This is a genomic window from Streptomyces diversicolor, from assembly GCF_057537855.1.
Genome location: NZ_BAAJXA010000033.1, coordinates 26,153 through 51,931, shown reverse-complemented (window position 1 = coordinate 51,931; position 25,779 = coordinate 26,153). Strand labels below are relative to the sequence as shown.

Here is a 25,779-nt window from a genome sequence, read left to right as displayed (position 1 = left end):
GACATGCCGACGGGCCGTAGCCCCCGTACCCGGGAGGTCCGGCCCGCGCCGCGGCAAGCGGTCCAGTGCTGGTGATCAGCCGCGCAGGGCCTGGACCGCGGCCTCCAGCCGCTTGCCGAAGTCGTCGTCCGCCCGGCGGAAGTTGCCGATCGCACGTTCGGCGATGTCGTCCCTCGACACCTTGGCGATGAAGCCCGCCAGATTGCCGATCAAGCGCTCCTTCTCGTCGTCGGACATCAGCCGGTACAGGTTGCCCGCCTGCACGAAGTCGTCGTCCTCGGCGTGCACCGGTGCCGGGTGGTCGCCCGTGGCGCCCGCGACCGCCGTGGACTGCCACAGCGGCCGGTCGGTCTGGAACGGGCCGCCGAAGCTGTTCGGCTCGTAGTTCTTCGCGCCCTTGTGGCGGCCGTCGTAGAGGAAGCCGTCCCGCGCGTAGGTGCGCGCCTCGGTGGCGTGCGGGCGGTTCACCGGCAGGTGGTCGGCGTTGATGCCGACGCGGTAGCGGTGGGCGTCGCCGTAGGCGAAGAGGCGGCCCTGGAGCATCTTGTCCGGGGACGGGCCGATGCCGGGCACGAAGTGCGCGGGGCTGAAGATCGACTGCTCGACCTCGGCGAAGATGTTCTCCGGGTTGCGGTTGAGCTCCAGCTTGCCGATGGTGATCGGCGGGTAGTCCGCGTGCGGCCACACGTTGGTCAGGTCGAACGGATTGAAGCGGTACGTCGCCGCGTCGGCCGCCGGCATGATCTGCACCTGCACGGTCCAGCTCGGGAACTCACCGCGCTCGATGGCCTCACGCAGGTCCCGCTGGTGGGAGTCGGGGTCCTCGCCGGCCAGCCGGTTCGCCTCCTGCTGCGTGAGGTTCTTGATCCCCTGGTCGGTCTTGAAGTGGTACTTGACCCAGAAGACCTCGCCGGCCTCGTTGTTCCACTGGTAGGTGTGCGATCCGTAGCCGTTCATGTGCCGGTAGGAGGCCGGGATGCCGCGGTCGCCGAACAGCCAGGTCACCTGGTGGGTGGACTCGGGCGACAGCCCCCAGAAGTCCCAGACGTTGTCCGCCTCCTGCGAACCGGTGTACGGGTCGCGCTTCTGGGTGTGGATGAAATCGGGGAACTTGATGGCGTCCTTGATGAAGAACACCGGGGTGTTGTTGCCGACGAGGTCGTAGTTGCCCTCCTCGGTGTAGAACTTCAGCGCGAAGCCGCGCGGGTCGCGGACCGCGTCCGCGGCGCCCAGGTTGCCGGCCACGGTCGAGAAGCGCAGGAAGGTCTCCGTCTGCTTGCCGACCTCGGACAGGAACGCGGCGCGCGTGTACCGCGTGACATCGGCGGTGACCGTGAAGGTGCCGTACGCACCGGCGCCCCGCGCGTGCACCACGCGCTCCGGGATGCGCTCGCGGTTGAAGTGGGCCAGCTTCTCCAGCAGCAACTGGTCCTGGACGAGCACCGGGCCGCCGATGCCCGCGGTCTCGCTGTTCTGGTTGTCGGCGACCGGTGCACCGGCCTCCGTCGTGAGAGGTCCCTGCGTCACGTGCGCCTCCTGCGTCACTTGCCACTGATCCTGTTGCTTGGCCAAGGCCGAACTCGATCCTACAATGGACATTGTCTAAGTCAAATGGCGATCCAAAGTCACACCTGTTCGGGACCTGGTCCCCTTAGCTGTTAGGCTGGTGTCCATGAGTGACCTTCTGGAACGGCTGCGCGGACGCGGATGGCGGATGACCGCGCAGCGCCGTGTCGTGGCCGAGGTCCTGGACGGCGAGCACGTCCACCTGACCGCCGACGAGGTCCACGCCCGCGCCGTCACCCGGCTGCCGGAGATCTCCCGCGCGACGGTCTACAACACCCTCGGGGAGCTGGTCTCGCTCGGTGAGGTGCTGGAGGTCGCCACCGACAAGCGGGCCAAGCGCTACGACCCGAACGCCCACCGGCCGCACCACCACCTGGTCTGCGCCCGCTGCGGCGCGATCCGCGACGTCCACCCGAATGGGAACCCGCTCGCCGACCTCCCCGACTCGGAGCGCTTCGGCTTCACGGTCTCGGACGTCGAGGTCACCTACCGCGGCCTGTGCCCGGACTGCGCGCACGCCTAGCCCGCCCCGCGAACGCCGACGAAGACCCTGCGAGCCCCGGCAGCGACATCCGCCGGGGCTTTGTGCTGCGTACGGGCTTCCTGAAACTGACGACCCGTCATATGGTCAACGGCGCCCACCAGTCCGTTCCGCACTCCGCGAGGAGACGCCCGTGGGAGAGCCGTATCCGAAACTCCGAGCCACCGAACTGACCCGCGCCTTCGGCCGAACCCCCCACACGGTCGACGCCCTCGGCCCCCTCGACCTCACCGTCGCCGCCGGCGAGTTCGTCTGCGTCGTCGGCCCCTCCGGCTGCGGCAAGTCCACCCTGCTGCGCATCGCCGCGGGCCTGCTGCGCCCCAGCACGGGCACGCTGGAGATCCGCACGACGAGCCCGCACCCGGTCGCCATGATCTTCCAGGACTACGGCATCTACGACTGGAAGACCGTCCAGGCGAACGTGCGCTTCGGCCTGGACGTGCAGCGCGTGCCGCGCCGCGAGGCCAACGCCCGCGCCGCCGACTGGCTGGCCCGGCTGGGCCTCGCGGACTTCGCGCACGCCCACCCGGCGACGCTCTCGGGCGGCATGCGGCAGCGCGTGGCGATCGCCCGCGCCCTGGCGGTGGAACCCGAACTGCTGCTGATGGACGAGCCGTTCGCCGCGCTGGACGCCCAGCTGCGCACCATACTCCAGGACGAACTGCTGGAGATCACCCAGGCGCTGCGCACCACCACCGTGTTCATCACGCACAGCCTGGAGGAGGCGATCGTCCTCGGCGACCGGGTCCTGGTGATGTCCGCGCGCCCCGGCCGGATCATCGCCGAGCGGCGCCCGCCGTTCCCGCGCCCGCGCACCGGCGACATCCGCTCGGCGCCCGCGTTCACGGCCCTCAAGGGCGAGCTGTGGGACCTGCTGCGCAAGGAGGCGGTGCCGGCATGACGACCGTGCTGCCCGACCGGGAGGCCGTCCTGGTCCGCCGCCCCGGCGTCCGCGAACTGCACCCGGCCGTCGCCCACCGCAGGCGCCGCGCCCTGGAGCTGTCCCTCGCGGTGGCCGTGCCCCTGCTGCTCGTCCTGCTGTGGCAGCTGGCCGCGAACCGGGCGTGGCTCGACGACCGCGTCTATCCGGCACCCTCCACGATCCTCGCCGACGGCTGGGACCGGGCGGCGGCCGGCGAGCTGTGGCCCGACGTGTGGGCGACGCTGCGCCGCGTCCTGGCGGGCTATGCCGTCGGCACCGCGGCCGGCTATCTGCTCGGCCTCCTGATGGGCTCGCTCCCCCTGGTCCGGGCGGCCCTCGAACCGCTCCTGGACGCCCTGTACGTCGTGCCGAAGCTGGCCCTGCTCCCCGTCTTCCTGAACATGTTCGGCCTCGGCGAGGGCCCGCAGGTGGCTCTGGTCGCGGCCACCGTCTTCTTCTTCGTCTGGATCTCCACGATGTCGGCGGTGATCGCCGTCCCGGCCGGCCACCGGGACGCCGGACGCGTCTTCGGCGCCTCGCCGTGGCAGATGTTCCGCCATGTGCTGCTCCCCGCCTCTCTGCCGTCGGTCCTGGTCGGCACGCGGATCGCGGCGGGCGTGGCGGTCCTGGTGATCGTCGCCTCGGAGCAGATCGCCGCGTCCGACGGCCTGGGGCATCTGATCTTCGACTCGCGCGCGCTGTTCCAGAACGACGTGATGTTCGTGGGGATCGTCTGCGTGGCCGTGCTCGGGGTGCTCTTCTCCGAACTGGTCCGGATCGCGGGCAGGCTGCTCACACCGTGGGCGCCACGGGACCGGGGACGGGGGCAGTCATGAGGGGACGCCTCGGCCCCGGGCGCGGGACGGCGCTCGCCGCGGTCGCCGCCCTGCTGGCGGTGGCTGGCTGCTCGTCGGCGCACTCCGGGGACGCCCGGGCGCGGTCCGGGCCGGAGCACCGCACGGTCCGGCCGGTCGACGGCTGCGGCACGGCGTCCTGGACCGATCCGGCGGACCTGTCCCCCGGCCGGGCACCGGCCCGCTGCGCGCCGCGCACTCCGGCCGCCCGGCCTCTGGCCCAGCGCCGGAAGATCACCATCGCCACCGGGACGCTGAGCGCGGAATATGTGGCCCCGTTGCGCGTCGCCCTCGACAAGGGCGAGTTCACGGCGGAGGGGCTGGATGTCACGCTTCGTGTGCTGCCGACGCCGGACGCGCTGCCGCTGCTGGCCAAGGGCGACATCGACGCCCTGTGGGCGGCTCCGGAGGCGGCCGTGATGAACGGCGTCCGCGGCGGCTTCGCCATCAAGTGGGTCGCGGGCAACTTCTCGCCCGCCCCGGGATCGAAGAGCGGCCTGTGGGTGAAGCTGGCGAGCGGCGAGAGCGCGGACCGCGTCCGGATGGCGGGCCGCACCATGGGCACCATGATCGGCAAGGGCTCGGTGATCGCGTACCCGATGCAGCGGGCCCTGGCCCGGCACGGCGGCGGCCTCGACGAGATCCGCTACCAGCAACTGGGCTCGGCTGACGTGCTCACGGCCCTGCAGGGCGGCGGCGTGGACTCGGCCTGGCTCCTCGACCCGGTGTGGCGCCGGATGGACGGCGAGCGGGGCTATGCCTTCCTGGGCGGCCAGCCGCTCGGGGAGCCTCTGGGCGGCATGCTGTACGGCCGCACGCTGCTCCAGGACGACGTGGACGCCGGGGTGGCCCTGCTGCGGGCCTACATCCGCACGGTCGACACCTACTTCGCCGGCGACTACAAGAAGGACACGGTTTTCGTCGCCTATCTGGCGAAGCTCCTGAAGACGGATGCGGCGGTCCTGAAGTCGACGCCGTCGCTCCGCATGGACTGGGAGATCAGATCAGGCACGGTCACCCGCCTCCAGGCCGCCTACCGGGCCCAGGGCGTCACCGAGGGCGCGGCCCTGCCGGAGTCGGCGACCGTGGACCGCTCGCTGTACGCGGAGGCGGTGGGCCACGCCCCCTGACCGGCCGTCCCGGCCCGGGGCTGCCCGGAAACACGCCGCGGGCCGGAATCCATTGCCTGGATTCCGGCCCGCGGTCTCAGTAGCGGGGACAGGATTTGAACCTGCGACCTCTGGGTTATGAGCCCAGCGAGCTACCGAGCTGCTCCACCCCGCGTCGATGAACGAAACATTACGTGACCCCAACCCCCAGAAGCAAATCCCCACCCCCCGGCCACGGACAGCCAACCAAGGGGCACGAGGAACCGCGCCACAAACCCCGTAAGGCACAGCCAACCTAGGGGCGCGAGGAACTGCGCGCCCAGCCCCCACCCACCCGAGACCTACAAACCCCGTAAGGCACAGCCAACCTAGGGGCGCGGGGAACTGCGCGACCAGCCCCCACCCACCCGCACAGACCACCACACCGCACCCCCGACGGCGGCGAGGTCCCCTGGCCAAAGCTACGCAGTAAGCTCGTCGCGGAGCGCATCACTCAGCCGCCCCGCACGCTCGCTGACCTCCGCGGGCCCCAGCGTCACCGCGCGGTCGGCCCACCGCTGCCCCTCCGCCAGCTCCCCGCGGCGGGCGTAGACGAGGGCCAGCCGCAGGGCCGCACGGCCGTGCCCCGCATCCGCGGCCCGCGTCCACCACACCGCGGCCTCCGGCTCGCTCCCCTCACGGGCCAGCAGCAGCCCCAGGTTGAACGCCCCGTTCCGGGACCCGGCCTCGGCCGCCGCCCGGTACCACCGCGCCGCCTCGACGACATCGCCCCGCGCCGCGGCCATCATCCCGACCCGCACCTGCGCGCGCCGGTGCCCCTGGCCGGCCGCCCGCTCGTACCACTCCTCGCACTCGGTCTTCTCGTGCACCGTCTCCCCCAGCTCGTGCGCGGGCCGCGGGGGCCGCCGCGCGTCGAGCAGTGCGGCCAGCCGGTACGCCGCCTCCGCGCTGCCGGCCCCGGCCGCGCACCGCAGGTGCCGCTCCGCCTGCTGCTCGTCCCCCTCCCGCAGCCGGGCGATCCCGACCTGCAGTGCCGCCTCCGTGTGCCCGGCCGCCGCCGCCCGCTCGTAGCAGCGCAGCGCCACCCGCTCCTCGCCCCGCCCGGCGTACAGGATCCCCAGGTTGAACGCCGCGTCCACGCTGCCCGCCTCGGCCGCCTTGGAGAACCACGGCTCCGCACCGGCCGGGTCGCCGCTCTGCAGCAGCAGGATCGCCAGCGCGTTGGCCGCCTCCCGGTGCCCGGCGTACGCGGCCCGCCGGTACCACTGCTCGGCCTGCCCGGTCCGCCCCTGCTCGGCGCAGAGCAGCCCCAGGTTGTACGCGCCGTTGTCGTCGCCGGCGTCCAGCGCCGCCCGGTACCACCGCTCGGCGGTCTGCGGCTGGCCGCGCTCGGCGTACAGCGCGCCCAGCGCGTTCGCCGCGTTGCCGTCGCCGTCCTGCGCGGCCCGCAGCCACCACACGGCCGCGCTCTCGGTGTCCCCGGCGTCCCGCAGCAGGAATCCGAGCGCGCAGGCGGCCCGCGCCTCGCCGTCCTTGGCGGAGGTCAGGTACCAGCGCCCGGCCTCCTTCAGGTCGCCCCGCTTCTCCAGGATGGCCCCGAGCTGGAGCGCGGCCCGGCGGTGCCCGCGCGCGGCGGCCTGCCGGTACCACTGCTCGGCCTCGTCCGGGCCGGACGCCCCGGCACCGGTGTCCGCGTCGGCGCCCGCGGCGCGGTCCAGCATCCGTGCCAGCCGGTACGCCGCCTCGCGGTGCCCGCGCTCGGCGGCGGCCCGCAGCCATCGCTCGGCGCCGTCCACGCCGCGGTGTTCCAGCAGATCGGCGAGGGCGTAGGCGCCCAGCACATGGCCCTGTTCGGCGGACTGGCGCAGCCAGTACTCGGCCGCGGGCTCGTCGCCGCGTTCGCGGTGGTGGCGGCCGAGCGCGTGCGCGGCGGCGGGCGATCCGGCGACGGCGGCGATCCGCCACCATCCGGCGGCCTCGTCGGCGTATCCGCGCTGGTGCAGCAGGACCCCGAGGTTGTTGGCGGCGGCACGGTCGCCCGCGGCGGTGGCGGCACGCAACTGGGGTTCGGCGCCGTCGAGATCACCGCGGCGCAGCAGCATGGCTCCTAGGACGCTCATCGCCTCGACGTCACCCGCCTCCGCGGCGAGCCGGCGGCGCGCCTCCTCGGCGGCCTCGCCGGCCTCGTCACGGTCGGTGGGCTGCACAAGGTCGGCGGGGTGCACAAGGTCAGCAGCCTGCCCAAAGTCGGCAGGCTGCGCAAAACGCCCTGTCTCCAACAGACTTGCCTTGTCCCCCATAACGTCCATCGTCGCACCACCCGCAACCCGGGTACACCCGGTATACCGCAGCCCATGAGGTCACTTCAGCGTTTTGTCGACATGCCCACAGAGAGACAAGTCAAACACACATCCCCCAAGTCCCCACGTGGGCGCGGCGACCGCGCACATCGGCACATGCGTTCGTCGCGCGTACGCACACGTCGAAGGCCCGGATCCTTGAGGATCCGGGCCTTCGACTTCAGTAGCGGGGACAGGATTTGAACCTGCGACCTCTGGGTTATGAGCCCAGCGAGCTACCGAGCTGCTCCACCCCGCGCCGTGTTCAGCAACCGTACCACGGCGCGGGGTGGTCTTGATCAACCGCTATTCGGACTGCCACCCGGACTGGAGCTGCCGCTCGGGCTCGGACTGCCGCCGCCCTTGCCGTCGCCGTTCTTGCCGCCGCCCGCGCTGTTGGCCTTGTTCTGCGCCTCCTCGGCCTGCTTCAGCGCGTCCTGGAGGTCCTTCTGCGCCTTGCCGTAGGCCGCCCAGTCGTTGTTCTTCAGCGCCTCCTGGCCGGCGTCGAAGGCCTTCTGGGCATCCTTCAGCGCCTGCTGGACGGTGGGGTCACCGGACGCCGGCGGTGGATTCTCGGTGCCGGTACCGGCACCGTTGTCGGTGTCCGACGGCGGCGGAGTCGATGCCTTCGCCCCGAACACCACGTCCAGAGCGTCGTCGAGGGTGTCCTCGAAGGCGGTTCTGCCCTCGTAGGTCACCAGCACCTTCCGCAGCAGCGGGTACTTGAGTCCACCACCGCGTACGTAGACCGGCTCCACGTACATCAGGCCGCCGTCGAGCGGCACGGTCAGCAGGTTGCCGTACTCGACCTGGGAACTGCCGCCCTCAAGCAGCTTGATCGCCGAGGCGATCTCCTGTTCCGAGTTGAACTGGCTCTGCACCTGTTTGGGCCCGTCGACCGTCGTGCTCGTCGGCAGTTTCAGAATTCTGATCTTGCCGTAGTCGCTGGTGCCCGCCTCGGCGTCGACGGACATGAACGCGCTGAGGTTGTCCCGGCCGTTGGGCGTGAAGGTCGTCGACAGGGAGAACGACTGCGACGTCTGGTCGGGCATCCGCATGCTCAGGTAGTACGGTGGCACCGCGTTGCCCGACTTGTTGGTCGGGTCGTCCGGCACCTGCCAGACCTCGCTGCCGGTCAGGAACGTCTGCGCGTCCGTCACGTGGTAGCGGGTGAGCAGTTCCCGCTGCACCTTGAACAGGTCCTGCGGGTAGCGCAGATGCGCCATCAGATCGCCCGAGATATCCGACTTGGGGTGAACCGTTCCGGGGAACGCCTTCATCCAGGTCTTCAGCACCGGGTCCTTCGTGTCCCACTCGTAGAGCTTGACCTCGCCGGTGTACGCGTCGACGGTCGCCTTCACCGAGTTGCGGATGTAGTTGACCTGGTTCTGCTGGGCGACCACCGCGCGCGAGTTGTTGGTCGCGGTCAGCGAGTCGGCCGTCGTGTCACCGAGGGTCGTGCGCGAGGAGTATGGGTAGCCGTTCGTCGTCGTGTACGCGTCGACGACCCACTGGATACGGCCCTTGACCACCGCCGGGTAGGCGTCGCCGTCGATCGTCAGCCAGGGGGCCACCGCCTCGACGCGCTCCTTGGGCGTGCGGTTGTACAGGATCCGCGAACCGTCGCCGATCGCGCCGGAGTAGAGGATCTGCGGCTCGTTGAACGCCACCGCGTAGGCGGCGCGGTTGATCGGGTTGGCGAGGCTGACCCCGCTCTTACCCTGGTAGCTGGTGGTCTTCTCGCCGTTGTCGTCGGAGTAGTCGATCTCCTTCTGGGGACCGCCGACGATCGAGTACGTGGTGGTCTTCTCGCCGTAGTAGATCCGCTGCTCGTAGGTGCCGAGGTCGCCCTTGGACGGCAGGTTGTACTCGGTGAAGACCGGGCGTCCCTCGGAGTCCGCCTCGGTGCCCTTGCCGGCGACGGCGCCGTACCCGTGGGTGTAACGGAAGTGGTCGTTGATCCAGTTGTTCTTCGGAATGCCGTCCAGGTTCAGTTCGCGCAGACCGATGACGGTGTCCTGGTCCTTGCCGTCCTTGGAGTACCGGTCGACGTCCAGATTGGTCGGGAACGCGTAGTAGTTCCGCATCTGCTGGAGCTGCTGGAACGTCGGCGAGACGATGTTCGGGTCCATGATGCGGATGCTCGCGGCGGAGTTGACGTCGTCCCGCAGCTGCGTCTTGTCCGTGGTGGTGCTCTTGCCCTCGTACTCGGTGACCTTGGTGTCGTCGATGCCGTACGCCTGGCGGGTCGCCTTGAGGTTCTTCTGGACGTACGGGGCTTCCTTGGCCTGCTCGTTGGGCTGGACCTGGAACTTCTGGACGATCGCCGGGTACAGACCGCCGATGAGGATCGCCGAGAGCACCATCAGGCCGAAGCCGATGACGGGCAACTGCCAGGTACGCCGCCACAGCGTGGCGAAGAACAGCAGCGCGCAGATGACCGCGATGCAGAACAGGATCGTCTTCGCCGGCAGGTAGGCGTTCGCGTCGACGTACCTGAGGCCCGTCCAGTTGCCGGTGGCCTTGAAGTCGCTGGACTTCACGGCCAGTCCGTAACGGTCGAGCCAGTACGCGACCGCCTTCAGGGCGACGAAGACGCCGATCAGCACCGACAGGTGCCCGGTGGCCGCCGCGGTGGCCCTCGCGCCCGGGCTGGTCACGCGCAGCCCGCCGTACAGATAGTGGGTGAGCACGGCGGCGATCGCGGACAGGATCGTGGCGGCGAAGCCGAAGCCCAGCAGGAAGCGGTACCAGGGCAGATCGAAGGCGTAGAAGGAGACGTCGAGGTGGAACTGCGGGTCCTTCTCGTGGAAGGGCACGCCGTTGACCCACATCAGCCAGGTGCGCCACTGGCTGGCCGCGGAGGCGCCGGCGATCAGGCCGACCAGGGCGGTGATGCCGAGCAGCAGCCACCGCTTGAAGGGCGCGATGCCCATGCGGTAGCGGTCGAGGCTCTGCTGCTCCATGGACATGGCGCTGAGCGGGGGCCGCAGCCGGTGTGCGAGCCAGATGTTGAAGCCGACCGCGAGCGCCATCAGCAGTCCGAAGACGGCGAACAGCCCGATCTTGGTCCACAGGGTGGTGGTGAACACGGACGAATAGTGCACCGACCGGTACCACAGCCAGTCCGTCCAGAAGCCCGCGAACATGGTGAACGCCATGCCGAGGACGGCAAGGACGCCCAGTGTCATGAGCAAAGTCCGGACGCGCCGGGACGGGCGGCCCGCTCTGATCCGTGGCCCCGTCGGGCCTCCGCCTCGGTCCGGCATCTGGAAAGCCAAGGTGCGTACCTCGAAGTTCGGTGGTGGTTCGCTGTCGTTGCGTCAGGCCCCCGGGTTCGTGGACCGTCCGGTGGGCCCGCGGTTCACGGGCCCACACCTATGCAACTTACTCACCGTTTACTCGGTTCCCGATTCCGGCCAGGAACGAGGCAGGATTGTGACCATGTCCAACACTCCCATGGCAGCGAACCCCCTCACCCGGGCCGTGCTAGAGATCGACGAGTACGCCTCCGGCCTCGGCTGGGACCAGCCCGCTCGCCTCTTCGCCCTCGTCGACACCGCGCGGCTGCGGGCCGAGGAACCCGCGCTCGCGGCCCAGCTCGGCCTGCCGGACGAGCCGGGGCCCGCCGGCCTCACCCCGATCGAGCAGGACGAGATCCCCGCGGGCAGGCCGCTCGACGAATTCCTCGGCACCATCGCCTGGCCGGACGCCGTGGCCGGTTGTGCGCTCACGGTGGAGCGTCTGATGCTGCCGCCGTCCGCCGAGACACAGGTGCCGCAGGGGCTGGACGGGGCGAAGCTGACCAAGTGGGTGGCGGACCATCCCGAGCGCCAGGAGGTCCGGATGACGGTCGCGGTGCTGCGCGACGGCGCCCGGGAGTCGGCGCTGCGGCTGCGTGACAAGGACACGCCGACCGAAGTGCTCACCGGCCCCGATCTGGTACCGGGACTGGCGGACGCCCTGACGGCGACCTTCGAAGACTGACCCACCCCGCACGCCGATCCCTTCCGGCCCCCTGCCGGCGAGCCGCTCGCCGGCTCCCCGGACAGGCCCACCACGACGGCGCCTGCTGCCTTGCGCGGTCCTGCGCATGCTGACGACCTTGCGGACTCCCGCGCACCGAACACCGGCGGGCCCTGCGTCCGCCACCCCCGGCCGCTGCTGACGCGCCCACCGAGCCCTGGCTCGGCCGAACCCGGCAGACCGCACCCGACGTGATCCCCGCCCGGCCCGAGCCCCCTCGCGGGTCACCGACCCGCCCCGTCCCCGCACGCCTCGCGGCCGGGCATCGGGGGACCGGGCGATGGGGCTCCATGGGCGCCTCGACCGCTCGCCGGGCCGCGGTCGCAACCGGACCCGCGGGGCCTTCCCCGGCTCCGGAAGGACCGGGCGGCGACGGCGTCCCTGGGTCCCTGCGCGTGGGGTGGTCCTGCGGTCTCGTGCCCGGTCGGGCGCCGTCGACGCTGTGCTGCCGGTGGGCTCACGCGCGGCGTCGGTCGGTCAGCTCTTGGTCGTGCACTTCGGCAGGGCTGCCGTGTCTCCGCTGCGGATGTCGTCGAGGGCGCCCAGGGCGTCCTTGATGGTCTTGACCTTGACGAGGGTCAGCCCGCTCGGGGTGTCCTTGGCCGCGGCGGCGCAGTTGTCGGCGGGCGTCAGGAAGTACTGGGCGCCCTTGTCGCGCGCGCCGACGGTCTTCATCTCGATGCCGCCGATCGGCCCGACCTTGCCGTTGTCGTCGATCGTGCCGGTACCGGCGACGAACTTGCCGCCGGTGAGACTGCCCGGGGTGAGCTTGTCGTAGATGCCGAGCGCGAACATCAGACCGGCGCTGGGCCCGCCGACGTCGGCGAGCTTGATGTCGATGGAGAACGGGAAGGTGTGGTCGGTGCCGGCGGAGATCCCCACGACGGCCCGCTTGGCCCCGCTGTCCTCGGACGTCGTCGTGGTGATCGTCACATCCTGGGTGACGGTCGGCGTCCGGTTCTCCTTCTCCGCGGCGGCCTGCTCCTTGGCCGGGATGACCCTGAAGACGACGTCCTGGCCGGGCTTGTGCTTGGTCACCAGCTCGGCGACGTCGGAGGGCTGCTTCACGGGCGTGCCGTCGACGGCCTTGATGACGTCACCGGCGTGCAGCCGCCCCTCCGCCGGTGAGTCCTTGACGACGGTGGAGACGATCACCCAGGACTTCACCGGGATGTCCAGTTCCTTCAGGGCGGCGACCTTGGCGCTCTCCTGGGACTGGCTGAACTCCTCGGCGTTCTCCTGGGTGGACTGCTCCTCGGTCTTGCCGTCCGGGTAGAGCGTGTCGTGCGGCACGACCTTGTCGTCGTGCGCGAGCCAGCCGTAGACGGCCTCGACCAGGTTCATCTTGTAGTCGGCGCTGGTGACCCGGACCGTGGTCATGTTGAGGTGTCCGGTCGTCGGGAACGTCCTGTGACCGGAGATCTGCAGCACCGGCTCGCCGTCGTGCTCCCCGAGGGTGTTCACCGTCGGCCCCGGGGACATCTCCGAGTACGGGACGGGCAGCAGTACACCCGCGCACAGGAATGCGATCAGCATCAGGGTGGAGGCGAGCATCGTCGCGGTGCGGCGTGGCATGGTTCGACACTACGTGACGAGTCTGTCGGAGCACCGTCAGGGCGCCCCCGACCGGATCGTCACCGGCCGGAGTGCGGCTTCTCCATGGCCGCGCAGAACCGGGCGTAGCCGTCCAGCTCGGGGCCGTCGCCCCGGGCCTTCCGCGTCCGACTGGCCCAACTGCCCCACAGACTTGCGCCTATCGCGGCGATAAGCGGAATCAGCAACCAGGCGAGCGCCGCCATGCCGACCTCCCAACCCCATGAGCGTCCGCGACTGACTGATCAGCAGATTAACCGTTCGCACTGACAACGCTCAGGCCAGGGGTGCGGTTACGCAACCGGAACGGCGTGTCGGGCGCGGGCCGCCCTGCGGGCCTACGCCCCCACCCACTCCTCGGTGCCGTCGGAGAAGGTCTGGTGCTTCCAGATGGGCACCTCGTGCTTCAGGTCGTCGATCAGCTTCCGGCAGGCTTCGAATGCCTCCGCCCGGTGCGGGCAGGCGACCGCGACCACGACGGCGAGATCCCCGACGCCGAGGTCCCCGACCCGGTGGACGGCGGCCAGCGCCCGCACCGGGTACTGCGCGACGACCTTCTCGGCGATCCGGCGCATCTCGGCCTCGGCGCTGGGATGGCACGAGTACCCGAGCCGGTCGACGTCCGCGCCCCCGTCGTGGTTGCGTACGGTTCCGGCGAACAGCGCGATGCCGCCCGCCGCGGCGTCGCCCACGGCCTGGAACACCTCGTCCACGGAGAGCGCGGTCCGGCGGACGCCGATCAGCTTGATGGGGTCCTGAGCCGCCTGCTCACCGGGGTGATCGTTGGTGGGTGCCATGGAGCCATGGTGCCGCACCGCACGGACATCGTGGAACACGCCGCCACGCAGGTGCCGTACCGCACGCACGAAGGTCCCGTACCGCAGGTCCGCCCCTCACGCGCGCGTACGCGACCACGAGCCCGGCCGAACTCGACAGGCCGACTCCCGCCACGCGCGCGTACGCGCTCGCAGGCTCCTCCCCAGGCAGGATCCGCCGGCACAGGCAGGGTCCGTCGGCACAGGCAGGGTCCGTCGGCACAGGCAGGGTCCGCCGGGCCTCCTCGGGGCTCCTTCCGGGCCGCTGCCAGGGGGCCGGGACCGTCTCAGATCCGCCGCCGCGCCTTCCGTGCCCGCCGTACCACGGCCGCCGCGCCCAGCAGGGCGACCGTCGCCCCCGCGGCCCCCGCCGCGGTCGCGTCCTTGCGGCCGAGCCGCCGCCCGGCCACGGTGTGCCGCCCGGAGACCTCGTCCAGCAGCTCCGCCAGGACCTCTTCGTTGGTCCACTGCGGCCGCCACCCGGCGTCGTGCAGCCGGCTCCCGCTGACCACCCAGGGGTACATCGTGTAGGCCAGGTCACCGGCGGGCGACGGGGTGAGCCCGATCCGGTGCAGCCGGGCCGCCGCCCCCAGGGCGACCGCCGACGGCAGCTCCATCCGCCGGATCCCGCTCAGCTCCTCGACCTCCTCCTGTTCCAGCCAGCCGTCGCAGCCCACGGCCAGTTCCCCGTCGACCTTCTCCAGGACGGCGTACTCCAGGGCGCCGCACAGGTCCTCGACGTGGCAGAACTGCCAGGCGGGCCGCGAGCCGGCCACCACGAGCAGCCGCGGCGACTCGAAGTACCTGGTCAGCGCGGTGTCGGTGCCGCCGACCAGGACGGCGGGCCGCACCACGGTGACATTGAGGCCGGGATGCGCCCGCGGCGCCCGCCGGGCCAGCCGCTCGATCTCCAGCAGGTCGCCCACCCCGGTCGCCTCGGCGGTCGCCCGCAGCTCCGCGTCCTCCGACAGCGGCAGTTCGTTGTCCGGCAGCGCCCCGTACACCATCGCGGAGGTGCACAGCACGACCCGGTGCACGCCGGCCGCCGCGGCCGCGGTCAGCACGGTCTGCGTGCCGCGCACGTTGTACGCCGTCCGGGCCACCGCGTCGGTCTCCAGGTCCAGGTCGAGCGCGAGGTGGACGACCACGTCGGCGCCGCGCAGCCGCTCGGCGATGGCCGGATCCCGTACGTCGAGGATGTGCCACTGGGCCGCCGCGCAGTCGCCGCGCCGCTCGTCGATCGCGACGACCCGCTTGACCTCCTCGGACGCGGCGAGCCGCGCGGTCAGCAGCGCGCCGACCCCGGTCGCGGCGCCCGTGACCGCGACGACGGGCCCGCGCACGGCGGGAGGGGTTGCGTGGTTTCGCGCTGCGCGAACCTGCGGATCTGGGGAACTCACCAGGCGTCTCCAGCGGTTGTCTTCAGTACATACGCGTCGGAGGCGTACGAACCAGGTGGCATCCATCCTGCCGCAGGCCGAGAGTCGGCGAAGCACCGAGGCCCGATCGGGTCTTGGTGTCTACGCTGGGTGGTGTTGTCGGGCAGCCGCGCCGCCGGAGAGAACCGGCGGCCTAACCAGCCGAGGAACCCCGTGAGTGACACCCCATTCGGATTCGGCCTTCCGCCGGAGGAGCCGGAGGACGGCGACGAGGGCAAGAAGAAGGACCAGCAGAGCGGTGGTGGGCAGGGACCGGCCAACCCGTTCGGTTTCGGGCTGCCCGGAGCCGGAGGCTTTGGCGGCCCGGGCGCCGACAATCCGCTCGCTGCCATGTTCGGTTCGCTGAACCCCACCGACCTGGGCGCCGCCTTCCAGCAGCTGGGCCAGATGCTCTCCTACGAGGGCGGCCCGGTGAACTGGGACATGGCCCAGCAGATCGCCCGCCAGACGGTCTCCCAGGGCACCCCGGACGGCGTCAAGGACGCGAGCGTCGGCCCCGCCGAACGTTCCGCGATCCAGGAGGCCGTGCGCCTGGCCGACCTGTGGCTGGACGACGCGACGTCCCTGCCGTCCGGGGCGGGCTCCGCGGTGGCGTGGAGCCGCGCGGAGTGGGTCGAGGCCACCCTTCCGGCCTGGAAGGAACTGGTCGACCCGGTCGCCGAGCGGGTCGGCGCGGCCATGGGCGACGTCCTGCCCGAGGAGATGCAGGCCATGGCGGGCCCGCTGATCGGCATGATGCGCTCGATGGGCGGCGCCATGTTCGGCACGCAGATCGGGCAGGCCGTCGGCGTGCTCGCGGGCGAGGTGGTCGGCTCCACCGACATCGGTCTGCCGCTCGGTCCGGCCGGCAAGGCCGCGCTGCTGCCGTTGAACATCGAGGCGTTCGGCAAGGACCTGGGCGTTCCCAGGGACGAGGTGCGGCTCTACCTCGCCCTGCGTGAGGCCGCCCACCAGCGCCTGTTCGCGCATGTGCCGTGGCTGCGCTCGCACCTGTTCGGCGCGGTCGACGGCTACGCGCGCGGGATCAAGGTCGACACGGCCAAGCTGGAGGACGTCGTCGGGCAGTTCGACCCGCAGAACCCGGAGCAGTTGCAGGACGCCCTCCAGCAGGGCATGTTCCAGCCGGAGGACACGCCCGAGCAGAAGGCCGCCCTGGCGCGTCTGGAGACGGCCCTCGCGCTCGTCGAGGGCTGGGTGGACGCGGTGGTCCACGCGGCCGCGAAGCCGCGTCTTTCGTCCGCCGACGCCCTGCGGGAGACGCTGCGCCGCCGCCGTGCCTCGGGCGGCCCGGCCGAGCAGACCTTCGCGACGCTGATCGGCCTGGAACTGCGGCCCCGCCGGCTGCGCGACGCCTCCCGGCTGTGGGCCTCCCTCACGGACGCGCGCGGTGTCGACGGCCGGGACGCCCTGTGGGCCCACCCGGACATGCTGCCGACGGCCACCGACCTGGACGACCCGGACGGCTTTGTGCACCGCGAGCAGCTGGACTTCTCCGAGCTGGACAAGATGCTCGGCGAGGCGGCCGGCGGCACCGGCGAGAAGCCGAACCTGAAGAAGGGCGACGCGCGCGGCGACGCCAAGGGTGACTCCTCCGAGGACGACGGCACCGAGTGAGCCTGTACGACGACGCGGTCCTCGTCCTGAAGGGGTACGAGGGCCAGGAAGAGCTGCGCCAGGCGTATCTGGACCATCTCGCCGCGCATCCGGACGGCATGTGGAAGGGCTGCGGGGCCGGGCATCTCACGGCGAGCGCCCTGATCGTCGACCCGGCACGGGGGCGGGTGCTGCTCACCCTGCACAAGAAGCTGCGCATGTGGTTGCAGACGGGCGGCCACTGCGAACCGCAGGATGCGTCCCTGCGGGCGGCGGCCGTGCGCGAGGCCACTGAGGAGTCGGGCGTGGCGGGGCTGGCGCTGCTGCCGGGCGGCCCGGTGGGCCTGGACCGCCATCGGATCCCGGCCCCGTGCCACTGGCACTTCGACGTGCAGTACGCGGTCCTGGCGCCTCCCGGAGCGGTGCAGGAGATCAGCGACGAGTCACTGGACCTGCGCTGGTTCGCCTACGACGAGGTGCCGCGGGTCGCGGACGAGTCGGTGGTGCGGCTGCTGGAGGCGACGCGTGCCAGGCTCTGAGCCCTGACGTCGTCACGGTGTGCACCAGGGCGCGTGGCGGGTGAGGGGCGGGTGAGGGGCGACCGCCCGAGGGTGGTCGCCGCCCCGTGCGCCGTGCTCGCCGCGGCTCAGCTCCAGACGTTGCCCTGGTTCTGGCCCCGCGCGCCGTGCTGCCCCATGCCGTACTGCGCGGCGATGCCCTGGCCGATCGCGGCGTTCTGCGGCGGCAGCAGCTCGCTCGGCTGGACGAGCGCGTAACCGGTGCCCATGAAGCTCAGCTCCCAGCCCTCACCGGTGTTGCCGCGGCGCCGCCACACGCCGGAGGAGTGCGTCTGCGCCTGCATCTGGACGCGCAGGCCCGTGGACCAGGCGACGATCGCGTCGGCGTCGCAGTTGACGTACCGGTCGGGGGTGACCTGCATCATCAGCGGCATGCCCGAGGTCATCAGGGCGACCTTGCCGTGTCCGGTGATGTTGAGCTGGTACTTCCCCGACCCGGAGATGCCGTACTGGCTGTCCACGGCGATGACCTCGTGGTGCAGCGAGGAGTCCAGGGCGAGCACGTAGCCGCTGTCGACGGTCAGGCCCTCCTGCTCGACGTCCACTACATGGACGTACTGGGCGAGGTTGGCGAAGTAGACCGTGCCCTGCCCGTGGCAGCGCATCAGATCCAGGCCCTCCCCGGTGTACGCACGCGTGTGTGCCTGGCCGCCGCTCTGGTACTCGGCGTCGAACTCGACGAGCCCCTGGTAGGCGACCATGGTGCCCTTGCGGGCGAGGATGTCGTCGTGTCCCCCCAGGGCGACACGGAGCATCTGCTTGTTCTGCAGGCTCCAGCGCTCCTGGGTCTGCTGGTCGTTGTGGGCGAAAAGCGGGCTCTGCATGGTGACTCTGACTCCCCCTCAGCCCCGGACCCGGAGGCGGTCGGTGCTGTCCTCGCTGGGCTGGACGACGACGATGCCCTGACCGGAGAAGGCCATCTGGTATGCCTCGCCGCTGCCGCGGCCGATCAGCGACTGCGCCTTGAAGCTGCGCTTGCCCTTCACCTTGAGGTTCGGGGACCACGCGACGAGCGCGTCCGGGTCGACGTACGTCTCGTCCTCGCCGCCGCCGCAGTCGACGACGATCGGCTTGCCGCGGGAGGTCAGGGCGACCCAGCCCTGCCCGGAGATCCTGGTGTTCCACAGGCCCTGTCCGGCGAACTTCGCGAGCCCCTTGACCCGCTCCACGCCCCAGGTCAGCTGGGCGTCGAAGGCGAGCAGATTGGTGGCGTTGACGGAGATGCCGTCGCCGTTGAGGTTGATCACGACGACGTTCGCACCGTAGTCGGCGAGGTAGAGCAGGCCGTCGCCGGAGCACTTCATCAGGGGGGCGCCCTCGCCGGTGACCCAGTCGCGGGCGATCTGGCGGACGGCCGGCGGGTTGGGCTCGTACTGGACGAAGCCTTCGTAGGCGACCATGGACCCCACGCGCGCGAGGAGGTCGTTCCCGGTCTGCATGGCGACCTTCAGCATGTGGTCGCCGTGGTTCTCCATGCGGGCGGTGACCGGTGCGGGGGCGTAGCCCGCGAGCGGCTGGTTCATGACGGGCTCCCTCAGACCTCGAACGGCTGGACGACGATGAAGTTGCCGGGTGCGCCCCGGAACTGCAGGTTGACGCTCTCGCCGGTGTCGCCCGGGTAGGCGTTGCGGCGCATGCGGACCTGGCTGGAGACGATCACCTGGGAGGCGGCCGACCAGGCGACGACCGCGTTGCAGTCGGCGAACGTGGTGGGTGTGACGGGCAGGACGACGGGCGTGCCGTGCGTCTTGACGACGACGGTGCCGGTGCCCTGGAACTGCATCGTGAACAGGGCGCCGCCGGGGATGCCGTGTCCCTCGATGCGGCGGACCTCGTACTGAAGGCTCTCGTCGAAGGCCAGGACGTTCTCGGAGGAGACGCAGATCGCGTCGCCCTGGAGTTCCACGGGGTGCAGATGCGTGGCCTCCTCCGCGAGGAACACCTGGCCCTGGCCGGTGCAGCGCATCAGCTGCATCTCCTGGCCGGTGGCGTTGCCCACGATCCGGCCCATCACGCCCGCGCCCTTGTAGCTGAAGTCGACCTTGCCCTGGTAGAGCACCATGCTGCCCTGCCGGGCCAGCACGGGCTGGCCGCCGATGCCGAGGTCGACCCGGATGAGCTTGCTGTTCTGCTGGGTCCAGCGCTGCCCGGTCGGCGTCTCCTTGAACTGCTGCAGCGCCGCGGCCACGCCGGCGCCGCCCTGGGGGGCGCCCTGGGGCACGCCGTAGCCGGCGGGCGGCTGGCCGAGCGGCGGCTGGTGGCCGTATCCGGGGGGCGGGACCGGCTGGCCGTAGCCGGGGGGCGGTGCTGGCGCCTGGGGTGCCGGGGGCTGGCCGTATCCGGGAGGCAGCGGGGCGCCGGGCTGACCGCCGTACGGCTGCTGGGGGTAGGGCGCGGGGGCCGGGGGCGGGGGCGGCACCGTGCCGCCGGGTGGCGTGCCCAGGGGGGCGATGACGGTGGGCGCGGCGTGCACGTTGGGCGCGGGGGCCGGGGTGGGGGGCGCGGGCGGTGTGGCGCCGGGCGGGGGCGCAAAACCCTGCGGGGCGGGAGCCGGCGCCGGGGCGGCGGGAGGCGCGGGGGCGGGAGCCGGTGCGAACGCGGGTGCCGGGGCGGGCGCGGGTGCCGGGGCGGGCGGGGCGAACGCGGGCGGCGCGGCTGCCTGGGCCGGCGGGGCGAAGCCCGGAGCGGCGGCGGACTGCGGCTGCTGCGCGGGGGCCTCGGGTGCCTCCTCCGCCACCTCGCCGCCGAAGTTCTTCAGCAGCGCTTCGAGGCCGCCGTCGAAGCCCTGGCCGACCGCCGCGAAGCGCCAGACGTCCTTCAGATAGAAGTCGCTCAGCATCACGGCCCGTTCGGTGGAGAACTCCGAGCCGGTGAACGAGTACCGGGCCACCTCCTCGCCGCCCGCGACGATGCGGAGGTAGCCGGGCTGTATCTGGGACATCTGCCCGGCGCCGTCGATGGTCGCCGTGAACGACAGCTTCTGGATCCGCGGCGGGATCCGGTCCAGCGTGACCCGGAAGGACTCCGTGTCGCCGGCCTGGGCACCCAGCAACTGGATGGACTCCTCGGGGGACTTCGGCTGGTTGAAGAAGACGAAGTACCGGTCGTCCGAGAGACGTTCGTCGGCGTCGAGCCCGAAGCAGCTGATGTCGAAGGTCAGCCCCGGTCCCGAGATCTGCACGCCTACGTACAGGTCCGTGCCCGCGGTGAGGTCACTGATCCTGGCCTTGTGGCCCCGTTGGAATTCCCTGGCCATGCGTAACGACCGTCCCCCATCCCGAATGTGAGTGCGTCGCGTCAGGCTAGCGGCAAACCCCGACGTCGGACGAAGCCGGTACAGACCCGGTACACAACCGCCTTCCGCGGCGCGGGAGGCTCCGCCCGGGGAAGGGATCACTCCTCGTGCGGGTCCGGCGCATGGGGCAGCCGCTCCGCTGCGGCGACCCCTTCGAGGTAGCCGCGCGCCCGCTCGGTCCGCGGGTAGGACTCCAGCAGCCGCCAGAACCGCGGCCCGTGCCCGGGCACCAGCAGATGCGCGAGTTCATGGCAGAGCACGTAGTCGATCACGTACTCGGGCATGCCCTGCAGTCGATGCGAGAGCCGGATGCTGCCCTCGGCGGGGGTGCACGAACCCCAGCGTGTGTTCTGGTTGGTGACCCAGCGTACGGAGGCGGGCCGGGCCCGGCCGTCGAAGTACTGCTCCGACAGCCGCCGGGCGCGCTCGGCCAGTTCCGTGTCGCCCAGCAACCGTTTGCTCTCCTGGGCGGCCAGTTTGTCGAGCATGACGGTTACCCAGCGCTGCTCCTCCGCCTCGGACATCCGGGCGGGGATCAGCACGACGGTGCGATCGCCCTCGCGGTACGCGGAGACGGTCCGGCGTCGCCGGGCGCTCCTGCGGACCTCGATCGCGCTCGTCCCCGAGCCCGTCGGCGGCTGGCTCGTCGTGCTGCGCTGTGGCTTTCCGGCGCGGTGCGGTGGGTCGGCGGGCACGCCCCGACGTTACCCGCTGGGCCCTGGGGAAGTCCCGGGTCCGGAACGGTTCAGTGCCGTTCCCCCACCATGCGTTTGATTTGTACGACGAATATCCACCGCCTGTGGACAACTTTCGGCGCCGGTTCGCCGGGCGGGGCATGCTGGCACTCGTCGGCGGACGTGACCGATTCCGTCGACTATCACCGATATGCCGTGAATTGCTCCTGTTTTCCGCGAGTCACGGAGGATTACGGTGAAGTACGGGGAATGGCAGCGAATGACGGGGGACAGCTATGCATCCGATGACGAAGCCCGCGTTCCGGCGCGGCTGGCGCGACCTCAACACCGTGCAGTTCGGCATGACACCGGCGCACGCGCTGACGCTCGGTCCGATCGACACGGCGACGGGCAGCTTCCTGGAACTGCTCAACGGCACCCGGGGACTGCCGCTCCTGCGCGACGAGGGGCACCGGATGGACCTGCCCGACGGCCATGTCGACGCCGTGGTCCGCGGGCTGGCCGGGGCCGGGCTGCTCGACGACGCGCGCGGCGGCGGCCCCGCGGGCGCCGCCCTGCGCGAGCACAAGAAGACCCTCGACCGGCTGCGCCCCGATCTGGCCTCGCTGTCCCTGACCACCTCCGCGCCGGGCGAGGCGATCGACCGGCTGGCGGCCCGCCGCGCCCTGCGCGTGCAGGTCAGGGGCGCGGGCCGGGTCGGCGCCGTGCTGGCCTCGCTGCTGTCGGGCGCGGGGGTCGGCGAGGTCGACGTGCGCGACGGCGGCCAGGTCGAGCCATGGGACGTCGCCCCGGGCGGACTGCCCGCCGAGTCGGTCAGCGAGCGCAGGGACGAGGCCGCGCGGCAGGCCGTGCACCGGGCGGCACCGGACCACCCGCGCCGCCGCGCCCGCGCCTGGCCGCCCCCGACCGACGAGCCGGGCTACTGCCTGGTGATCCTCGCGCCGCGGGACGATGTCGCCGTGCACGCCCCCGATCCGGGCGCCGTCGAACCCCTCCTGGCATCCGGGACACCTCATCTGCACTGCGGCGTCGTGGAGGCAACCGCGGTCGTCGGGCCCCTCGTGCTGCCGGGCGAGACGGGCTGCGCCGGCTGTCTGCACCGGGACCGGGCGGACCGGGATCCGGTCTGGCCCCGCCTGGTCGCACAGTGGCGCTCCGGGCGGGCCCGCCCGGTGAGCCCGTGTGACCTGACGCTCGCGGCCACGGCCGCCGGGCTGGCTGCCGCGCACGCGCTCGCCTTCCTCGACGGGGGTTCGCCGTCGAGCACGGGCGCGCGCTGGGAGGCCGCGCTGCCGGGCCTGCGATGGCAGGCGCGACCCGTCCCGCCGCATCCCGCGTGCCCATGCGGGGCCGCGGACAGAGGTAAGGAGGAACACACCTCCACGGACGGGCGGCCGCACGAGACAATGGGCGTGCAACGGCCGTCGACGCAACGACGACGCACCACGGACGCTTCGCGGCCGGCAGGGACTTGGAGGGCGCATGTCTGATCTTCCCCGGAAGGCGGTCACCCGGACCGCCAAGCTCGCCGCGCTCCCGCTCGGCTTCGCCGGCCGGGCGACCTGGGGCCTGGGCAAGCGGATCGTGGGCGAGTCCGCGGACATCGTCGGCCGTGAACTGCAACAGCGCACGGCCGAGCAGTTGTTCAAGGTCCTCGGCGAGCTGAAGGGCGGTGCGATGAAGTTCGGGCAGGCCCTGTCGGTCTTCGAGTCGGCGCTGCCCGAGGAGGTCGCGGGCCCCTACCGCGCGGCCCTGACCAGGCTCCAGGAGGCGGCGCCCCCGATGCCCACCCGCACCGTGCACTCGGTGCTGGAGGAACGGCTCGGGACGGACTGGCGTGAGCTGTTCCTGGAGTTCGAGGACAAGCCGGCCGCGGCGGCCTCCATCGGCCAGGTGCACCGGGCGGTGTGGCACGACGGCCGCGAGGTGGCGGTCAAGGTGCAGTACCCGGGGGCCGGCGAGGCACTGCTTTCCGATCTGGGGCAATTGAGCCGTTTCGCCCGACTGTTGGGGCCGCTCATCCCCGGTATGGACGTCAAACCGCTGATCGCTGAGCTGCGGGACCGCGTCTCCGAGGAACTGGACTACGGCCTGGAGGCCCAGGCCCAGCAGGCGCACGCCGAGGAGTTCGCGGACGACCCCGACGTGCTGGTGCCGGCCGTGGTGCACCAGTGCGAGCAGGTACTGGTCACCGAGTGGATCGACGGGATCCCGCTCTCGGAGGTGATCACCGGCGGCACACAGGAACAGCGCGACCGGGCCGGTCAGCTCCTGGCCCGCTTCCTGTTCTCGGGTCCGGCCCGCACCGGCCTGCTGCACGCCGATCCGCATCCGGGCAACTTCCGGCTGCTGCCCGGCGAGCCGGAGGGCGAGGGCGACTGGCGCCTCGGCGTCCTGGACTTCGGCACCGTCGACCGCCTCCCCGGCGGCCTGCCGGCGCCGATCGGCGACGCCCTGCGGATGACTCTGGACGGCGAGGCCGTCGCGGTCTACGAGATGCTTCGCACCGAGGGCTTCGTCAAGGACTCCATAGAACTGGACCCCGACGCCGTACTCGACTACCTCCTGCCGATCATCGAGCCGGCCCGGGTGGACGAGTTCACCTTCACCCGCGCCTGGATGCGCAGCCAGGCCGCCCGTATCGCCGACCCCCGCTCCCCCGCCTATCAGCTGGGCAAGCAGCTGAACCTGCCCCCGGCCTACCTGCTGATCCACCGGGTGACCCTGAGCACCATAGGCGTCCTGTGCCAACTGGGCGCGACGGTGCGGCTGCGGGAGGAACTGGAGTGGCTTCCGGGATTCCTCCCCGAGGAGGAGGACCTGACCGCGCAGGAACCGGCGGCGCAGGCCTGAGCCGCCTCACCACCGGGCCGAGTCCAGCCGCCCCTCGATCGCCCTGAGGTTTTCCCTGGAGCAGCCGTCGCAGAAGTACTGACGGACGCCGTTCTCCACGGAACAGGTCCAGGTCGCGGGCTGGAGGGCCGCGGAGGGGGTGCGGCAGCGGGCGCACACGAGGGGGCTCAGTCGCGCGGTGGGGCCGTCGTGGTCACCGTCTGCGGAAGGACTCGTCACCCGGCGACGATAACTCCGCGGCCCGGGTTCGGCCCGACAACGCACCGCGGGGGCCGGTCCGTTCGGACGGACCGGCCCCCGCGGGAAGGTTTCGCCCCCGAGGCCGGGGGCCACCGCTTCCGGTGTGATCGGCTACTGCATGAGCGCCATGGCGAGCGCACGGCGGGCACGCCTCGACGCGCGCTCGGCCCGGCGCTGCATCCGGCGGGCGGTCGCCAGGCGTACCGCCTCGCGCTCCCTTTCGGCCTCCTGCAGCCGGTCGTGCATATGCGCACGAGCCAGGGCTTCTGGGATGAGTTGCATCTCTCGGGTCCTGTTCTGACGCGAGTCGATCGCGCCGGTGGTGGTGAAGTCTGGGGTCGCGGAGCCTGCGGGCTCGCTGGTGGACGGCTTCATCGGGGCCTGCTTCTTGGGGTCGTGCGTGAGGGGGCGGTCGATGGTTCCTGGGATGTTCATGCTGTGACCGGGTTCTTGCGCGGGCGGCCACGCGGCCGCTTCCGGGCGACGACAACCCCCTGGACGAACAGCTCGCCACCCCAGACGCCCCAGGGCTCACGCCGTTCCTTGGCGCCGGCGAGGCATGCCTCGATCAGCGGGCAGGTCCGGCAGAGGGACTTGGCGTACTCGACGTCCGCCGGCGACTCCGCGAAGAAGACCTCCGGGTCGTAGGAACGGCAGGGGACGGGCACGCCGAGGTTCTCGATGGCGTCGTCGAGCGCGGTGAGCGCGGTGAGCGGGGTCAAGGTGGAGTCCTCCGTGGGGACGGGCGGGGGGATCATGTCGGAAGGCGGTACGGACGGGGCGTGCGCTTCGAGTTGCACGGTTCGTCTTCCTCGTCTGGTCGGTCCGGCCTGTTGACCGGGTGTCGGCTTGGTACCGGGTTCTTTTCTTGTCCCGAGGCCCCTTCGCTCCGTCGTCCCCGTTCGGGGAAAACAGAAGGGCCGCGGATCCCGGATGGGGTTCCGCGGCCCTGAAGGCGCCGGCCTGATCGGCGATCAGGCTGGATCACTCCAGGGTTTTGGCCCACGGAAGGCCCACATCAGGTGGTGCTGCGTCGTCTGCTTCCGGGCTCCGGCACCGGCCGCCGCAAAGGCATAGGCGCGCGCCTGTGCCACTACTGCTTCCAGTGCCTCGGTCGGTCGCTCATCGCGCTCACGCACGGGAAGACCCGCGAGAGACACGGAGGACGCCGGACGCACGGCACGAATGCCGGACAGACCGGTGCCCGTGTTCGAGGCGCCGAGCATGCACAGGGAGACGGTCGCGCGATCGCGCAGTTTGGCCGCGTTCAGGGAACCGGCGCTGGTGCTGATGTTGATGCTGATCACTGGACTCGCCTCCT

General features: G+C 71.5%; 24 protein-coding genes and 2 tRNA genes. 9 read left to right on the top strand and 17 right to left on the bottom strand.

The genetic code is table 11. The features are described 5' to 3' along the window. Window positions 1-75 precede the first annotated feature (75 nt). Window positions 76-1,527, bottom strand: coding sequence for a catalase (locus tag AC27LF_RS32110; RefSeq protein ID WP_479656206.1), 1,452 nt, complete (start codon window positions 1,525-1,527; stop codon window positions 76-78). Between the two features lie 145 nt (window positions 1,528-1,672). Between AC27LF_RS32110 and AC27LF_RS32105 the strand changes: the two genes are divergently transcribed. The 4 genes from AC27LF_RS32105 (at window position 1,673) to AC27LF_RS32090 (ending at window position 5,013) form a co-directional block, all read left to right on the top strand. Further along, entirely contained in the window at window positions 1,673-2,089 is a 417-nt protein-coding gene (locus AC27LF_RS32105) for a Fur family transcriptional regulator (RefSeq protein ID WP_479656207.1), read from the top strand. 151 nt (window positions 2,090-2,240) lie between these two features. Next, on the top strand, window positions 2,241-3,008 hold the full coding sequence (locus AC27LF_RS32100; RefSeq protein ID WP_479656208.1) for an ABC transporter ATP-binding protein: 768 nt from the start codon (window positions 2,241-2,243) through the stop codon (window positions 3,006-3,008). Continuing rightward, window positions 3,005-3,865, top strand: a complete 861-nt coding sequence (locus AC27LF_RS32095) for an ABC transporter permease (RefSeq protein WP_479656209.1) — start codon at window positions 3,005-3,007, stop codon at window positions 3,863-3,865. The genes AC27LF_RS32100 and AC27LF_RS32095 overlap by 4 nt, the downstream gene beginning before the upstream one ends. Next, entirely contained in the window at window positions 3,862-5,013 is a 1,152-nt protein-coding gene (locus AC27LF_RS32090; protein WP_479656210.1) for an ABC transporter substrate-binding protein, read from the top strand. Before AC27LF_RS32095 ends, AC27LF_RS32090 begins: the two co-directional genes overlap by 4 nt. A gap of 80 nt (window positions 5,014-5,093) precedes the next feature. On the opposite strand, the gene AC27LF_RS32085 is transcribed toward AC27LF_RS32090, so the two are convergent. The 4 genes from AC27LF_RS32085 to AC27LF_RS32070 all read right to left on the bottom strand — a co-directional run bounded on the left by AC27LF_RS32085 (window position 5,094) and on the right by AC27LF_RS32070 (window position 10,600). After that, window positions 5,094-5,167, bottom strand: a tRNA-Met gene (locus AC27LF_RS32085). 286 nt (window positions 5,168-5,453) lie between these two features. Beyond that, window positions 5,454-7,301 carry a tetratricopeptide repeat protein gene (locus AC27LF_RS32080; protein ID WP_479656211.1) on the bottom strand — a complete coding sequence of 616 codons (1,848 nt, stop codon included), beginning with the start codon at window positions 7,299-7,301 and terminating at the stop codon, window positions 5,454-5,456. A gap of 215 nt (window positions 7,302-7,516) precedes the next feature. After that, window positions 7,517-7,590: transfer RNA gene (locus AC27LF_RS32075), tRNA-Met, on the bottom strand. A gap of 40 nt (window positions 7,591-7,630) precedes the next feature. Further along, window positions 7,631-10,600: a UPF0182 family membrane protein gene (locus AC27LF_RS32070; RefSeq protein ID WP_479656370.1), complete on the bottom strand. Its 2,970-nt coding sequence runs from the start codon at window positions 10,598-10,600 to the stop codon at window positions 7,631-7,633. Window positions 10,601-10,775: 175 nt separating this feature from the next. Here AC27LF_RS32070 and AC27LF_RS32065 point away from each other — a divergent pair, with 175 nt between their 5' ends. Continuing rightward, window positions 10,776-11,318 (top strand): PPA1309 family protein, encoded by a 543-nt coding sequence (locus AC27LF_RS32065; protein ID WP_479656212.1) that lies wholly within the window; start codon window positions 10,776-10,778, stop codon window positions 11,316-11,318. 516 nt (window positions 11,319-11,834) lie between these two features. Here the strand turns inward: AC27LF_RS32065 and AC27LF_RS32060 are convergent. From AC27LF_RS32060 to AC27LF_RS32045, 4 genes are all read right to left on the bottom strand, one after another. Further along, window positions 11,835-12,932 (bottom strand): YlbL family protein, encoded by a 1,098-nt coding sequence (locus AC27LF_RS32060; RefSeq protein ID WP_479656213.1) that lies wholly within the window; start codon window positions 12,930-12,932, stop codon window positions 11,835-11,837. A gap of 59 nt (window positions 12,933-12,991) precedes the next feature. Continuing rightward, entirely contained in the window at window positions 12,992-13,138 is a 147-nt protein-coding gene (locus AC27LF_RS32055; RefSeq protein ID WP_479663125.1) for a hypothetical protein, read from the bottom strand. A gap of 150 nt (window positions 13,139-13,288) precedes the next feature. Then, entirely contained in the window at window positions 13,289-13,747 is a 459-nt protein-coding gene (locus AC27LF_RS32050) for a molybdenum cofactor biosynthesis protein MoaE (RefSeq protein WP_479656214.1), read from the bottom strand. Window positions 13,748-14,052: 305 nt separating this feature from the next. Beyond that, window positions 14,053-15,165 carry an SDR family oxidoreductase gene (locus AC27LF_RS32045; RefSeq protein ID WP_479656215.1) on the bottom strand — a complete coding sequence of 371 codons (1,113 nt, stop codon included), beginning with the start codon at window positions 15,163-15,165 and terminating at the stop codon, window positions 14,053-14,055. Window positions 15,166-15,357: 192 nt separating this feature from the next. Between AC27LF_RS32045 and AC27LF_RS32040 the strand changes: the two genes are divergently transcribed. Next, window positions 15,358-16,818 (top strand): zinc-dependent metalloprotease, encoded by a 1,461-nt coding sequence (locus AC27LF_RS32040; RefSeq protein ID WP_479656216.1) that lies wholly within the window; start codon window positions 15,358-15,360, stop codon window positions 16,816-16,818. After that, window positions 16,815-17,336, top strand: coding sequence for an NUDIX hydrolase (locus AC27LF_RS32035; RefSeq protein WP_479656217.1), 522 nt, complete (start codon window positions 16,815-16,817; stop codon window positions 17,334-17,336). Before AC27LF_RS32040 ends, AC27LF_RS32035 begins: the two co-directional genes overlap by 4 nt. 107 nt (window positions 17,337-17,443) lie before the next feature. On the opposite strand, the gene AC27LF_RS32030 is transcribed toward AC27LF_RS32035, so the two are convergent. From AC27LF_RS32030 to AC27LF_RS32015, 4 genes are all read right to left on the bottom strand, one after another. After that, window positions 17,444-18,199 carry an AIM24 family protein gene (locus tag AC27LF_RS32030; protein ID WP_479656218.1) on the bottom strand — a complete coding sequence of 252 codons (756 nt, stop codon included), beginning with the start codon at window positions 18,197-18,199 and terminating at the stop codon, window positions 17,444-17,446. A gap of 18 nt (window positions 18,200-18,217) precedes the next feature. Continuing rightward, the gene (locus AC27LF_RS32025) at window positions 18,218-18,898 is read right to left on the bottom strand and encodes an AIM24 family protein (protein ID WP_479656219.1); all 681 of its coding nucleotides are present in this window, start codon (window positions 18,896-18,898) and stop codon (window positions 18,218-18,220) included. A gap of 11 nt (window positions 18,899-18,909) precedes the next feature. Then, the gene (locus tag AC27LF_RS32020; RefSeq protein ID WP_479656220.1) at window positions 18,910-20,631 is read right to left on the bottom strand and encodes a TerD family protein; all 1,722 of its coding nucleotides are present in this window, start codon (window positions 20,629-20,631) and stop codon (window positions 18,910-18,912) included. 137 nt (window positions 20,632-20,768) lie between these two features. Beyond that, on the bottom strand, window positions 20,769-21,365 hold the full coding sequence (locus tag AC27LF_RS32015; RefSeq protein WP_479656221.1) for a M48 metallopeptidase family protein: 597 nt from the start codon (window positions 21,363-21,365) through the stop codon (window positions 20,769-20,771). 275 nt (window positions 21,366-21,640) lie between these two features. Here AC27LF_RS32015 and AC27LF_RS32010 point away from each other — a divergent pair, with 275 nt between their 5' ends. Then, the gene (locus AC27LF_RS32010; RefSeq protein ID WP_479656222.1) at window positions 21,641-22,855 is read left to right on the top strand and encodes a TOMM precursor leader peptide-binding protein; all 1,215 of its coding nucleotides are present in this window, start codon (window positions 21,641-21,643) and stop codon (window positions 22,853-22,855) included. After that, a complete protein-coding gene (locus tag AC27LF_RS32005) occupies window positions 22,848-24,218 on the top strand; it encodes an ABC1 kinase family protein (RefSeq protein WP_479656223.1) in 1,371 nt (456 codons plus the stop codon). Before AC27LF_RS32010 ends, AC27LF_RS32005 begins: the two co-directional genes overlap by 8 nt. Window positions 24,219-24,224: 6 nt before the next feature. Here the strand turns inward: AC27LF_RS32005 and AC27LF_RS32000 are convergent, their stop codons facing one another. The 4 genes from AC27LF_RS32000 to AC27LF_RS31985 all read right to left on the bottom strand — a co-directional run bounded on the left by AC27LF_RS32000 (window position 24,225) and on the right by AC27LF_RS31985 (window position 25,765). Beyond that, window positions 24,225-24,437 (bottom strand): hypothetical protein, encoded by a 213-nt coding sequence (locus AC27LF_RS32000; RefSeq protein ID WP_479656224.1) that lies wholly within the window; start codon window positions 24,435-24,437, stop codon window positions 24,225-24,227. 132 nt (window positions 24,438-24,569) lie between these two features. Beyond that, a complete protein-coding gene (locus tag AC27LF_RS31995; protein ID WP_404024674.1) occupies window positions 24,570-24,893 on the bottom strand; it encodes a hypothetical protein in 324 nt (107 codons plus the stop codon). Next, window positions 24,890-25,258, bottom strand: coding sequence for a WhiB family transcriptional regulator (locus AC27LF_RS31990; protein ID WP_479656225.1), 369 nt, complete (start codon window positions 25,256-25,258; stop codon window positions 24,890-24,892). Before AC27LF_RS31990 ends, AC27LF_RS31995 begins: the two co-directional genes overlap by 4 nt. Window positions 25,259-25,432: 174 nt before the next feature. After that, a complete protein-coding gene (locus tag AC27LF_RS31985; RefSeq protein ID WP_479656226.1) occupies window positions 25,433-25,765 on the bottom strand; it encodes a hypothetical protein in 333 nt (110 codons plus the stop codon). Window positions 25,766-25,779: the final 14 nt, after the last annotated feature.

Excerpts from the sequence above, each read along its gene's own strand:
- AC27LF_RS32105 (WP_479656207.1), top strand. The coding sequence starts at position 1,673 with ATGAGTGACCTTCTGGAACGGCTGCGCGGACGCGGATGGCGGATGACC.
- AC27LF_RS32095 (WP_479656209.1), top strand. The coding sequence starts at position 3,005 with ATGACGACCGTGCTGCCCGACCGGGAGGCCGTCCTGGTCCGCCGCCCC.
- AC27LF_RS32090 (WP_479656210.1), top strand. The coding sequence starts at position 3,862 with ATGAGGGGACGCCTCGGCCCCGGGCGCGGGACGGCGCTCGCCGCGGTC.
- AC27LF_RS32080 (WP_479656211.1), bottom strand. The coding sequence starts at position 7,301 with ATGGACGTTATGGGGGACAAGGCAAGTCTGTTGGAGACAGGGCGTTTT.
- AC27LF_RS32070 (WP_479656370.1), bottom strand. The coding sequence starts at position 10,600 with ATGCCGGACCGAGGCGGAGGCCCGACGGGGCCACGGATCAGAGCGGGC.
- AC27LF_RS32065 (WP_479656212.1), top strand. The coding sequence starts at position 10,776 with ATGTCCAACACTCCCATGGCAGCGAACCCCCTCACCCGGGCCGTGCTA.
- AC27LF_RS32060 (WP_479656213.1), bottom strand. The coding sequence starts at position 12,932 with ATGCCACGCCGCACCGCGACGATGCTCGCCTCCACCCTGATGCTGATC.
- AC27LF_RS32050 (WP_479656214.1), bottom strand. The coding sequence starts at position 13,747 with ATGGCACCCACCAACGATCACCCCGGTGAGCAGGCGGCTCAGGACCCC.
- AC27LF_RS32030 (WP_479656218.1), bottom strand. The coding sequence starts at position 18,199 with ATGCAGAGCCCGCTTTTCGCCCACAACGACCAGCAGACCCAGGAGCGC.
- AC27LF_RS32025 (WP_479656219.1), bottom strand. The coding sequence starts at position 18,898 with ATGAACCAGCCGCTCGCGGGCTACGCCCCCGCACCGGTCACCGCCCGC.
- AC27LF_RS32020 (WP_479656220.1), bottom strand. The coding sequence starts at position 20,631 with ATGGCCAGGGAATTCCAACGGGGCCACAAGGCCAGGATCAGTGACCTC.
- AC27LF_RS32010 (WP_479656222.1), top strand. The coding sequence starts at position 21,641 with ATGCATCCGATGACGAAGCCCGCGTTCCGGCGCGGCTGGCGCGACCTC.
- AC27LF_RS32005 (WP_479656223.1), top strand. The coding sequence starts at position 22,848 with ATGTCTGATCTTCCCCGGAAGGCGGTCACCCGGACCGCCAAGCTCGCC.
- AC27LF_RS31995 (WP_404024674.1), bottom strand. The coding sequence starts at position 24,893 with ATGAACATCCCAGGAACCATCGACCGCCCCCTCACGCACGACCCCAAG.